This is a genomic window from Streptomyces sp. NPDC050703 (assembly GCF_040654435.1).
Classification (GTDB): Bacteria; Actinomycetota; Actinomycetes; order Streptomycetales; family Streptomycetaceae; genus Streptomyces.
On record NZ_JBFAHX010000014.1, the window covers coordinates 133,482 to 145,282 of the forward strand.

The 11,801-nt window shown below is 71.7% G+C and carries 12 protein-coding genes; all 12 read left to right on the forward strand.

The window, feature by feature from the left end:
• The first annotated feature begins 172 nt into the window (after positions 1-172).
• The 12 genes from pgsA to secD all read left to right on the forward strand — a co-directional run bounded on the left by pgsA (position 173) and on the right by secD (position 11,801).
• Positions 173-841 carry a phosphatidylinositol phosphate synthase gene (gene pgsA / locus AB0I16_RS16060; protein ID WP_363249986.1) on the forward strand — a complete coding sequence of 223 codons (669 nt, stop codon included), beginning with the start codon at positions 173-175 and terminating at the stop codon, positions 839-841.
• Positions 838-1,767, forward strand: coding sequence for a phosphatidylinositol mannoside acyltransferase (locus AB0I16_RS16065; RefSeq protein WP_363249987.1), 930 nt, complete (start codon positions 838-840; stop codon positions 1,765-1,767). Before pgsA ends, AB0I16_RS16065 begins: the two co-directional genes overlap by 4 nt.
• Complete coding sequence (locus tag AB0I16_RS16070) at positions 1,764-2,927, forward strand: glycosyltransferase family 4 protein (protein ID WP_363249988.1); 1,164 nt, start codon at positions 1,764-1,766, stop codon at positions 2,925-2,927. The genes AB0I16_RS16065 and AB0I16_RS16070 overlap by 4 nt, the downstream gene beginning before the upstream one ends.
• A gap of 636 nt (positions 2,928-3,563) precedes the next feature.
• Positions 3,564-4,115 carry a hypothetical protein gene (locus AB0I16_RS16075; RefSeq protein ID WP_363249989.1) on the forward strand — a complete coding sequence of 184 codons (552 nt, stop codon included), beginning with the start codon at positions 3,564-3,566 and terminating at the stop codon, positions 4,113-4,115.
• A gap of 146 nt (positions 4,116-4,261) precedes the next feature.
• The gene (gene pdxS / locus AB0I16_RS16080) at positions 4,262-5,176 is read left to right on the forward strand and encodes a pyridoxal 5'-phosphate synthase lyase subunit PdxS (protein ID WP_363249990.1); all 915 of its coding nucleotides are present in this window, start codon (positions 4,262-4,264) and stop codon (positions 5,174-5,176) included.
• A complete protein-coding gene (gene pdxT / locus AB0I16_RS16085; RefSeq protein WP_363249991.1) occupies positions 5,173-5,781 on the forward strand; it encodes a pyridoxal 5'-phosphate synthase glutaminase subunit PdxT in 609 nt (202 codons plus the stop codon). Before pdxS ends, pdxT begins: the two co-directional genes overlap by 4 nt.
• A gap of 106 nt (positions 5,782-5,887) precedes the next feature.
• Positions 5,888-6,640 (forward strand): YebC/PmpR family DNA-binding transcriptional regulator, encoded by a 753-nt coding sequence (locus tag AB0I16_RS16090; RefSeq protein WP_363249992.1) that lies wholly within the window; start codon positions 5,888-5,890, stop codon positions 6,638-6,640.
• A gap of 169 nt (positions 6,641-6,809) precedes the next feature.
• Positions 6,810-7,385 carry a crossover junction endodeoxyribonuclease RuvC gene (gene ruvC / locus AB0I16_RS16095; protein WP_363249993.1) on the forward strand — a complete coding sequence of 192 codons (576 nt, stop codon included), beginning with the start codon at positions 6,810-6,812 and terminating at the stop codon, positions 7,383-7,385.
• Complete coding sequence (gene ruvA, locus AB0I16_RS16100) at positions 7,382-7,993, forward strand: Holliday junction branch migration protein RuvA (protein WP_363249994.1); 612 nt, start codon at positions 7,382-7,384, stop codon at positions 7,991-7,993. Before ruvC ends, ruvA begins: the two co-directional genes overlap by 4 nt.
• An 89-nt stretch (positions 7,994-8,082) precedes the next feature.
• Positions 8,083-9,180: a Holliday junction branch migration DNA helicase RuvB gene (ruvB, locus tag AB0I16_RS16105; protein ID WP_363249995.1), complete on the forward strand. Its 1,098-nt coding sequence runs from the start codon at positions 8,083-8,085 to the stop codon at positions 9,178-9,180.
• A gap of 209 nt (positions 9,181-9,389) precedes the next feature.
• Entirely contained in the window at positions 9,390-9,848 is a 459-nt protein-coding gene (gene yajC, locus AB0I16_RS16110) for a preprotein translocase subunit YajC (RefSeq protein WP_363249996.1), read from the forward strand.
• Positions 9,849-10,013: 165 nt separating this feature from the next.
• Positions 10,014-11,801 carry a protein translocase subunit SecD gene (secD, locus tag AB0I16_RS16115; protein WP_363249997.1) on the forward strand — a complete coding sequence of 596 codons (1,788 nt, stop codon included), beginning with the start codon at positions 10,014-10,016 and terminating at the stop codon, positions 11,799-11,801.

Here is an 11,801-nt window from a genome sequence, read left to right on the forward strand (position 1 = left end):
CGGGGCGGCTCCGACGGCGCCCGTAGCGCTTTCGAGCTTTCCACCCGTGTCACTCTGCGTCCATACGTCGTACGCGATGGTGAGGGGGCGAGCCCGGGGGTGAGGGGCGTGACTACGATGGGCCAGCCGGTGGCCAACGGGGCCACGCGGCCACCGACCCCTCGGGAAGGCCATGCTGAACAAGTACGCGCGTGCATTCTTCACGCGTGTCCTCACACCGTTCGCCGCGTTTCTCATCCGCCGCGGGGTCAGCCCCGACGCGGTCACCTTCATCGGCACGGCCGGTGTGGTGGCGGGAGCGCTGGTCTTCTTCCCCCGTGGCGAGTTCTTCTGGGGCACGGTCGTCATCACCCTGTTCGTCTTCAGCGACCTCGTCGACGGCAACATGGCCCGCCAGCTCGGCCGCTCCAGCCGCTGGGGCGCCTTCCTCGACTCCACGCTCGACCGCGTGGCGGACAGCGCCATCTTCGGCGGGCTCGCCCTCTGGTACGCCGGTTCCGGCGACGACAACATCCTGTGCGCCGTCTCGATCTTCTGCCTCGCCAGCGGCCAGGTGGTCTCGTACACGAAGGCGCGCGGCGAGGCGATCGGCCTGCCCGTGGCCGTCAACGGCCTCGTGGAGCGCGCCGAGCGGCTGGTCATCTCGCTGGTCGCCGCGGGCTTCGCGGGACTGCACAAGTTCGGCGTCCCCGGCATCCAGATCCTGCTGCCCATCGCCCTGTGGATCGTCGCGGTCGGCAGCCTGGTCACCCTCGTCCAGCGGGTCGTCACGGTCCGCCGGGAGTCCGCGGAGGCGGACGCGGCCGCGGGCACCACGCAGGAGAGTGAGGCCGCGCAGTGAGGGACCGACTGACGGACGCGCTCTACGGAGCCGGCTGGAGCACCGTCAAGAAGCTCCCCGAGCCGGCCGCCCAGCGGCTCGGCCGGACCATCGCCGACCTGGCCTGGAAGCGCCGCGGCAAGGGCGTCCTGCGCCTGGAGTCCAACCTCGCGCGCGTGGTGCCCGACGCCACCCCCGAGCGGCTCGCGCAGCTCTCCCGGGCGGGCATGCGCTCCTACCTGCGGTACTGGATGGAGTCCTTCCGGCTGCCGTCCTGGAGCAAGGACCGCATCAGGAACGGCTTCGAACCGACGGACCTGCACCATCTCACCGACGGCCTCGCCGCGGGCAAGGGCGTCATCCTCGCCCTGCCGCACCTCGGCAACTGGGACCTCGCGGGCGCCTGGGTCACCACCGAGCTGGAGACCCCCTTCACGACCGTCGCCGAGCGCCTGAAGCCCGAGACGCTCTACGACCGCTTCGTCGCCTACCGCCGGGGCCTCGGCATGGAGGTCCTGCCGCACACCGGCGGTTCCGCCTTCGGCACCCTCGCCCGGCGGCTGCGCGCGGGCGGACTCGTCTGCCTGGTCGCCGACCGCGACCTCTCCGCGTCCGGCGTCGAGGTGAAGTTCTTCGGCGACACCGCCCGGATGCCCGCCGGGCCCGCGATGCTGGCCCAGCAGACCGGGGCCCTGCTCCTGCCGGTCACCCTCTGGTATGACGGGACCCCCGTCATGAAGGGGCGCGTCCACCCACCGGTCGACGTGCCCGAGACAGGTACGAGGGCCGAGAAGACGTCTGCCATGACACAGGCGCTGGCAGACGCCTTCGCCATCGGTATCGCCGACCACCCGGAGGATTGGCACATGCTGCAGCGACTGTGGCTCGCCGACCTGGAACCCCGCCCCGACCAGGACCCGGCGAACCCGGCGGGGGAGGCGTCGTGAAGATCGGCATCGTCTGCCCGTACTCGTGGGACGTGCCCGGCGGCGTCCAGTTCCACATCCGCGATCTGGCGGAGCACCTCATCCGCCTGGGGCACGAGGTGTCCGTCCTCGCCCCCGCGGACGACGAGACCCCCCTCCCGCCGTACGTCGTGTCGGCGGGACGCGCCGTTCCCGTGCCGTACAACGGCTCCGTCGCGCGGCTCAACTTCGGCTTCCTGTCCGCCGCGCGGGTGCGCCGCTGGCTGCACGACGGCACCTTCGACGTCATCCACATCCACGAGCCGGCCTCGCCCTCGCTGGGCCTGCTGGCGTGCTGGGCGGCGCAGGGGCCGATCGTGGCCACCTTCCACACGTCCAACCCGCGCTCCCGGGCCATGATCGCCGCCTATCCGATCCTGCAGCCCGCCCTGGAGAAGATCAGCGCGCGCATCGCCGTGAGCGAGTACGCGCGCCGCACCCTCGTGGAACACCTGGGCGGCGACGCGGTCGTCATCCCCAACGGCGTCGACGTCGGCTTCTTCTCCGAAGCCGAGCCGAGGCCCGAGTGGCAGGGCGAGACCATCGGCTTCATCGGCCGCATCGACGAGCCCCGCAAGGGCCTGCCCGTCCTCATGAAGGCCCTCCCGCAGATCTTCGCCGAGCGGCCGAACGCCCGCCTGCTCGTCGCGGGCCGCGGCGACGAGGAGGAGGCCGTGGCCTCGCTCCCCGCCGAGCTGCGCCCCCGGGTGGAGTTCCTCGGCATGGTCAGCGACGAGGACAAGGCGCGGCTGCTGCGCAGCGTCGACCTGTACATGGCGCCGAACACCGGCGGCGAGAGCTTCGGGATCATCCTGGTCGAGGCGATGTCCGCGGGCGCGCCCGTGCTCGCCAGCGACCTGGACGCCTTCGCCCAGGTCCTCGACCAGGGCGGGGCCGGCGACCTCTTCACCAACGAGGACGCCGACTCCCTGGCCAAGTCGGCGATCCGCCTGCTGTCCGAACCCGGACGCCGCGAGGGGCTCCGCGAGCGCGGCAGCGCCCACGTACGCCGCTTCGACTGGTCGACGGTGGGCGCGGACATCCTCGCGGTCTACGAGACGGTGACGGACGGCGCGGCCTCCGTGGCGGAGGACGAGCGGATGGGCCTGCGGGCCCGACTCGGCCTGGCACAGCGAAGCTAGCGCGAGATCCCGGTCCGTGCGGGGTGCGTGATCCCGGCCCGTGCGGAGTGCGAGGACCCGGCCGCACGGGGTGCGAGAACCTGGCCGTCCGGCGTGCGAGGCCGTGGGTCCGGGGCGGAGTCCTCTGAGGGGGCTTGCGGGGCTTGCGGGGGATGGCCCGGGGGGCGGAGAGCGGTGACGGTGTCCGCGGGGACGGCTGGCGGCGGAGTCCCGTGACGGTGCTTGCGGGGGCGGCGTCCCGTGACGGCGTCCGTGGGGGGACGGTCGGGGCGGAGTTCCGTGTCGGTGTTCGTGCCGGTGTTCGTGTTGGTATCGGTGGCGGACGGCCGGAGGCGGAGGCCCGTGACAGTGCCGTGGGAGGCGGCCAGGGCGGCGCCTCCTGAGTGTGCTTGCCGGGAATGGCCGGCGGCGGAGGCCCGTGACGGTCCGTGGGGCATGGCCGGGGGCGGCGTCCCGTGACGGCTCTTGGGGGACGGCCGGGGCGCGCCCCGTGGCGGTGTCCGCGGGGACGGCCGGGCGCCCCGTGGCGGTGTCCGCGGGGGCGGTCGGGAGTGGGGCCCGTGGCGGTGTCCGTGAGGGCGGTCACCGGGTGAAGGGCGGGCGGCCGGGCGGGGTGCCTGCCCCCCGGCGGTAGCCTTGCCGCCCGTGACCACACTGATCTGGATCGCCGCGGCTCTCTTCGCGATCGGCCTGTACCTGAGCTGGACCGCGGGCCGGCTCGACCGGCTGCACGCCCGCATCGACGCGGCCCGCGCCGCCCTCGACGCCCAACTGCTGCGCCGCGCCTCGGTCGCCCAGGAACTCGCGACCTCCGGAGTGCTCGATCCGGCCGCCTCGATCGTCCTCTACGAGGCGGCGCACGCGGCACGCCAGGCCGAGGAGGAGCAGCGCGAGGTCGCCGAGAGCGAACTCAGCCAGGCGCTGCGGGCGATCTTCGGCGAGGCGGCGCAGGTCGAGGCGGTGCGCGAGGCCCCGGGCGGCGACGAGGCGGCCACCGAGCTGGCCGCGGCCGTACGCCGGGTGCCGATGGCCCGCCGCTTCCACAACGACGCCGTACGCGCGGCACGCGCCCTGCGCAGGCACCGCACGGTGCGCTGGTTCCGGCTCGCGGGGCACGCGCCCTTCCCGCTGGCGTTCGAGATGGACGACGAGCCTCCGGTGGCCCTCGCCGACCGCGCCGCCGCGTAACGCCCTGACCAGGCACGCAGCGCCCGCCCGAGCGGGAGCGCCGCGGAAAATGAGCCACCGGTCACCTATTGGCCCTTGCTGTGGCCTGGTCGGCGGGAGTTTCCTCGGAGTCGCAGCAGCCGTCTCCTTCGAGTGAGGTCACCTCCGTGTCCAGCACCCCCGCCAGCAGCAACCCGTCGCCCACGACCGGCACCGCGCGCGTGAAGCGCGGCATGGCCGAGCAGCTCAAGGGCGGCGTGATCATGGACGTCGTCAACGCCGAGCAGGCGAAGATCGCCGAGGACGCCGGCGCCGTGGCCGTCATGGCGCTGGAGCGGGTGCCCGCCGACATCCGCAAGGACGGCGGCGTGGCCCGCATGTCCGACCCCAACATGATCGAAGAGATCATCGAGGCCGTCTCGATCCCGGTCATGGCCAAGTCCCGCATCGGCCACTTCGTCGAGGCCCAGGTCCTGCAGTCCCTCGGCGTCGACTACATCGACGAGTCCGAGGTCCTCACCCCGGCCGACGAGGTCAACCACAGCGACAAGTTCGCGTTCACGACCCCGTTCGTCTGCGGCGCCACCAACCTGGGCGAGGCCCTGCGCCGCATCGCCGAGGGCGCGGCCATGATCCGCTCCAAGGGCGAGGCCGGCACCGGCAACGTCGTCGAGGCCGTCCGCCACCTGCGCCAGATCAAGAACGAGATCGCCCGGCTCCGCGGCTTCGACAACAACGAGCTGTACGCCGCCGCCAAGGACCTCCGCGCCCCCTACGAGCTGGTCAAGGAGACCGCCGAACTGGGCAAGCTGCCGGTCGTCCTGTTCTCCGCCGGTGGTGTCGCCACCCCCGCCGACGCCGCGCTGATGCGCCAGCTCGGCGCCGAGGGCGTCTTCGTCGGCTCCGGCATCTTCAAGTCCGGCGACCCGGCCAAGCGCGCCGCCGCCATCGTGAAGGCCACCACCTTCTACGACGACCCGAAGATCATCGCCGACGCCTCCCGCAACCTGGGCGAGGCCATGGTCGGCATCAACTGCGACACCCTGCCCGAGGCCGAGCGCTACGCGAACCGGGGCTGGTGATGACCACTCCCGTCGTGGGCGTCCTCGCCCTCCAGGGGGACGTACGGGAGCATCTGATCGCCCTGGCCTCGGCGGACGCCGTGGCCAGGCCGGTCAGGCGCCCCGAGGAGCTCGCCGAGGTCGACGGCCTGGTCATCCCCGGCGGCGAGTCCACCACCATCTCCAAGCTGGCCACCCTCTTCGGCCTGATGGAACCGCTCCGCGCGCGCGTGCGGGACGGCCTGCCGGTCTACGGCAGCTGCGCCGGCATGATCATGCTCGCCGACAAGATCCTCGACCCGCGCTCGGGCCAGGAGACGGTGGGCGGCATCGACATGATCGTGCGGCGCAACGCCTTCGGGCGGCAGAACGAGTCGTTCGAGGCCGCCGTCGCCGTCAAGGGCGTCGAGGGCGCTCCCGTCGAGGGCGTCTTCATCAGGGCGCCCTGGGTGGAGTCGGTCGGCGCGCGGGCCGAGGTGCTCGCCGAGCACGAGGGCCACATCGTGGCCGTGCGCCAGGGCAACGCGCTGGCCACCTCGTTCCACCCCGAGCTGACCGGTGACCACCGCATCCACGCGCTGTTCGTGGAGATGGCGCGGGGCAACCCGCGCGCGGGATCCTTGTAGGATCTCCGGGGAATCCCCCAGACCTCAAGGCTCCGGGGACCCCCCGGAGCCTTGAGGTCTGGGAGAGTCCGTACTGGTTGTTGGGTAACGCGAAGGAGACAGGCAGATGTCCGGCCACTCTAAATGGGCTACGACGAAGCACAAGAAGGCCGTGATCGACGCCAAGCGCGGCAAGCTCTTCGCGAAGATGATCAAGAACATCGAGGTCGCGGCCCGTACCGGCGGCGCGGACCCCGCCGGTAACCCGACCCTGTTCGACGCCATCCAGAAGGCCAAGAAGAGCTCGGTCCCGAACAAGAACATCGACTCCGCGGTCAAGCGCGGCGCCGGCCTGGAGGCCGGTGGCGCCGACTACGAGACGATCATGTACGAGGGCTACGGACCGAACGGCGTCGCGGTGCTCATCGAGTGCCTCACCGACAACCGCAACCGTGCCGCCTCCGACGTCCGCGTCGCCATGACCCGCAACGGCGGCTCGATGGCCGACCCGGGCTCGGTCTCGTACCTCTTCAACCGCAAGGGCGTCGTGATCGTCCCCAAGGGCGAGCTGTCCGAGGACGACGTGCTCGGCGCGGTCCTCGACGCGGGCGCCGAGGAGGTCAACGACCTCGGTGACACCTTCGAGGTGCTCAGCGAGGCCACCGACCTGGTCGCGGTCCGCACCGCGCTCCAGGAGGCCGGCATCGACTACGACTCGGCCGACGCCAACTTCGTCCCGACCATGCAGGTCGAGCTGGACGAGGAGGGCGCCCGGAAGATCTTCAAGCTGATCGACGCCCTGGAGGACAGCGACGACGTGCAGAACGTCTTCGCCAACTTCGACGTCTCCGACGAGGTCATGGCGAAGGTCGACGCGTAGGCGCTCCGCCGGGTCACCGGTGACGCGGCCGCGGTCGTCCGCGCTCGCTCACGCAGTTCCCCGCGCCCCTTCAGGGCGCGCCAGGGCCGACGGGACACACCCCGTCGGCCCGTCGCGTTGTCAGAGGGACCCGATAGCCTGCACAGACAGGCGAAGGGGAGGGGCTTACGTGCGCGTGTTGGGGGTCGACCCGGGACTGACCCGGTGCGGTGTCGGTGTCGTCGAGGGCGTCGCCGGACGGCCGTTGACCCTGCGCGGCGTCGGCGTCGTGCGGACCCCGGCCGACGCGGAGCTGGGCCACCGCCTGGTCGCCGTCGAGCGGGGCATCGAGGAGTGGCTCGACGAGCACGAGCCGGAGTTCGTCGCCGTGGAGCGCGTGTTCAGCCAGCACAATGTGCGCACGGTCATGGGCACCGCCCAGGCCAGCGCCGTCGCCATGCTCTGCGCGTCCCGCCGCGGCATCCCCGTGGCCCTGCACACGCCCAGCGAGGTCAAGGCCGCCGTCACCGGCAGCGGCCGCGCCGACAAGGCCCAGGTCGGGGCGATGGTCACCCGCCTCCTGCGGCTCGACGCACCACCCAGACCCGCCGACGCCGCGGACGCCCTGGCCCTCGCCATCTGCCACATCTGGCGCGCCCCCGCGCAGAATCGCCTGCGACAGGCGGTCACCCAGAACCGCCTCCAGCAGGCCGCCGCCCAGCACGCCGCCAGGACCACCACAGCCCAGAAAGGCCGTACCGCATGATCGCCTTCGTCAGCGGCCCCGTCGCCGCCCTCGCCCCCGATACCGCGGTGGTCGAGGTCGGCGGCATCGGCATGGCCGTCCAGTGCACGCCCGACACGCTCTCCAGGCTCCGGGTAGGCCAGCAGACCAAGCTCGCCACCTCCCTGGTCGTACGGGAGGACTCCCTCACCCTGTACGGCTTCGCGGACGACGACGAGCGCCAGACCTTCGAGCTGCTGCAGACCGCGAGCGGCGTCGGACCGCGCCTGGCCCAGGCGATGCTCGCCGTGCACAGCCCGGACGCCCTGCGCCGCGCGGTCTCCACCGGCGACGAGAAGGCCCTGACCGCCGTGCCGGGCATCGGCAAGAAGGGCGCCCAGAAGCTGCTCCTGGAATACAAGGACCGCCTCGGCGAGCCCCTCGGGACCGGCGGCCCCGCGATCGCCAAGCCCGTCACCGCGGGCTGGCGCGACCAGTTGCACGCCGCCCTCATCGGCCTCGGATACGCCACGCGCGAGGCCGACGAGGCCGTCGCCGCCGTGACCCCGCAGGCCGAGGCGGCCCAAGGCACACCGCAGGTGGGCCAGCTGCTCAAGGCCGCGCTCCAGACCCTGAACCGCACCCGCTGACAGGCCGGCGGGCCGCACCCGCCGGCCACCCGTACGGCACCCCGGCACCCCCCGACCGCACACCTGAACCGCATCGCGAGGCACACCGCATGAACTGGGACGACACGACCGACGAAGCTGCCGACGCGGCCGAGCGGCTGGTCGGGTCCGCCGCGGAGCGGCTGGTGGACTCCGGCGCCGACGGCGAGGACCAGGCCGTCGAGGCCGCCCTGCGCCCCAAGGACCTCGGCGAGTTCATCGGCCAGGAGAAGGTCCGCGAGCAGCTCGACCTCGTCCTGCGCGCGGCCCGTGCCCGGGGCGCCACCGCCGACCACGTCCTGCTCTCCGGCGCCCCCGGACTCGGCAAGACGACCCTGTCGATGATCATCGCCGCCGAGATGGGCGCCCCCATCCGCATCACCAGCGGCCCCGCCATCCAGCACGCGGGCGACCTCGCGGCGATCCTCTCCTCCCTCCAGGAGGGAGAGGTCCTCTTCCTCGACGAGATCCACCGCATGTCGCGGCCCGCCGAGGAGATGCTCTACATGGCGATGGAGGACTTCCGCGTCGACGTCATCGTCGGCAAGGGCCCCGGCGCCACCGCCATCCCGCTCGAACTGCCGCCCTTCACCCTGGTCGGCGCCACCACGCGCGCGGGACTCCTGCCGCCGCCGCTGCGCGACCGCTTCGGCTTCACCGCGCACATGGAGTTCTACGAACCCGCGGAGCTCAAGCGCGTGGTCCACCGCTCGGCGGCGCTGCTCGACGTGGAGATCGACCCGGACGGCGCCGCCGAGATCGCGGGCCGCTCCCGGGGCACGCCCCGCATCGCCAACCGTCTGCTGCGCCGCGTGCGGGACTACGCCCAGGTCAAGGCCGACGGCGCGATCGACAGGGACATCGCGGGCGCCGCCCTCGCCGTCTACGAGGTCGACGAGCGGGGCCTCGACCGTCTCGACAGGGCCGTCCTCGAAGCGCTGCTCAAGCTGTTCGGCGGCGGTCCGGTCGGCCTGTCGACGCTCGCGGTCGCCGTGGGGGAGGAGCGCGAGACGGTCGAGGAGGTGGCCGAGCCCTTCCTCGTGCGCGAGGGACTGCTCGCCCGTACGCCCCGCGGGCGCGTCGCCACCCCCGCCGCCTGGGCGCACCTGGGCCTCGTACCACCGGGCCAAGCGGGTGCAAAGGGACAACAGGATCTGTTCGGGGCGTGACGGCGGCGGTCCGGGGCCCCGAGGTGGCGCAACCTCGACGGTACGGCGCGGATAGTCGCCGGGTCAGGAACCCCGGTGCCATGCTGAGCGTTGTTCGTTAGGCGCGGACTCGCTTAGACTCCGCCGATGCCGCCCTTGTGGGCGGCGTGCCCACCCCCATCCAGTAGGCCGCTTCTACCCGCGCGGTCGTGCGAAGGAAATTCCGTCCCGTGAATATCGTGACCCTCCTCCCGTTCATCGTGCTCATCGGGGCCATGTTCCTGATGACCCGGTCGGCGAAGAAGAAGCAGCAGGCCGCCGCGCAGATGCGCAACGAGATGCAGCCCGGCACCGGCGTCCGCACGATCGGCGGCATGTACGCCACCGTCAAGGAGGTCCACGACGACGCCGTCCTCCTTGAGGTGGCCCCCGGTGTCCACGCGGTGTACGCCAAGAACTCGATCGGCGCCGTTCTCGCCGACGACGAGTACAACCGCATCGTGCACGGCACCGAGGACGACCTGAAGGAGGACACCCCCGTCGTTCCCGACGACGCCTCCTCCCTGACCGAGACCGACGAGCCCGCCGCCTCCGACGACTCGCGCATCGACCTCGGCAAGAAGGACGCGGCCGCCGAGGCCGACGACGTGGAGCCGAAGAAGACCGACGGCGAGTCCGACGCGAAGTAGGCACGACCGGGGTTCGCGGGGCGCGCCGCTCGCGCGTCACGGGCCCCGGACCCCGTGCATCTCGCGCCGAGTCTCGACACCACTTCATGGCCGCCCGCCCGGGTCCTCCCCGCAACCGCAGGGGCCGGACCGGACGCCGGGCGGTTGGACAGGGAGAACGAGAAGGTGGCAGCACCGAAGAAGGGCCGAAGGCAGAGCGCACCGGGCAAGCCGGGCCGCGCACTGGCCTTCATCCTGATCGCCCTCGTGGCGCTGACCGGGGGAATGTTCCTTTCCGGGCACACCACGCCGCGTCTGGGCATCGACCTCGCGGGTGGTACGAGCATCACGCTCGAAGCGAAGAACGAGCCGGGCCAGAAGAACGCGATCAACCCGACCAACATGAACACCGCGGTCGACATCATCAACAACCGTGTCAACGGTCTGGGTGTCTCCGAGGCCGAGGTCCAGACCCAGGGCGATCGCAACATCATCGTCAACATCCCCAAGGGGACGAACGAGAAGCAGGCGCGCGAGCAGGTCGGCACGACCGCTCAGCTCTACTTCCGTCCGGTGATCACACAGGCCGCCGGCGCGCCGACTCCCGACCCGTCCGCCAGCCCTTCCGGCACGGACAAGGAGAAGGCCACCGACAAGGCGACGGACAAGGCCACTGACAAGGCCACTGACAAGGCCACGGACGGCGACGCGGAGTCCCCGAGCTCCACCGCGACGCCCCAGGGACGCGCCCTGACCGACGCCCTGAAGGACGACCCGACGCCCTCCGGCTCGGACAAGGCCAAGGACGACAAGAAGGACGCCGGGAAGAAGGACGAGACCCCGGCCCCCGACCCGGCCACGGCCAAGCTCCAGGAGCAGTTCACCAAGCTGGACTGCACCGACAAGAAGCAGCGCGTCGAGGCCGGCCGCGGCATCAAGCCCTCCGAGCCCACCATCGCGTGCGGCAAGAGCTACGACGGCAAGTCGTGGGACAAGTTCATCCTCGCCCCGGCCGAGGTCAACGGCAAGGACGTCGACGAGGCGCAGGCGACCATCAAGCAGGAGACCGGCTCCTGGGTCGTGAACATGGAGTTCACCAAGGGCGGCGCGGACAAGTTCTCGAAGGTCACGAGCAAGCTGTCGCAGCAGCAGTCCCCGCAGAACCAGTTCGCGATCGTCCTCGACGGCGACGTCGTCTCGGCCCCCAGCGTCAACACGACCCTGAGCAAGAAGGCCGAGATCTCCGGCAGCTTCACGCAGGACTCCGCCAAGGACCTCGCGAACATCCTGTCGTACGGCGCCCTGCCGCTCACCTTCCACGAGCAGAGCGTCACCACGGTCAGCCCGGCCCTCGGCGGCGAGCAGCTGAAGGCGGGCCTCATCGCGGGCGCCATCGGCCTCGCGCTGGTCGTCATCTACCTGGTGGTCTACTACCGCGGCCTGTCGCTCATCGCCATCGCGAGCCTCCTGGTCTCCGCGGCGCTGACGTACACGATCATGACCCTGCTCGGTCCGACCATCAAGTTCGCGCTGAACCTGCCCGCGGTCTGTGGTGCCATCGTCGCGATCGGCATCACGGCGGACTCGTTCATCGTGTTCTTCGAACGCGTGCGTGACGAGGTCCGCGAGGGCCGCACGCTGCGTCCCGCCGTCGAGCGCGGCTGGCCGCGGGCCCGGCGCACCATCCTGGTCTCCGACTTCGTGTCGTTCCTCGCCGCCGCCGTGCTCTTCGTCGTCACGGTCGGCAAGGTCCAGGGCTTCGCGTTCACGCTCGGCCTGACCACGCTCCTCGACGTCGTCGTGGTCTTCTTCTTCACCAAGCCGCTGATGACGATCATGGCACGCAAGAAGTTCTTCGCGAGCGGCCACAAGTGGTCCGGCTTCGACCCGAAGCGACTCGGGGTCAAGCCCCCGATCCGCCGGGTCCGCCGCGCCGCCGGCTCCGCTGGCCCCGTCGACCCGAAGGAGGCCTGA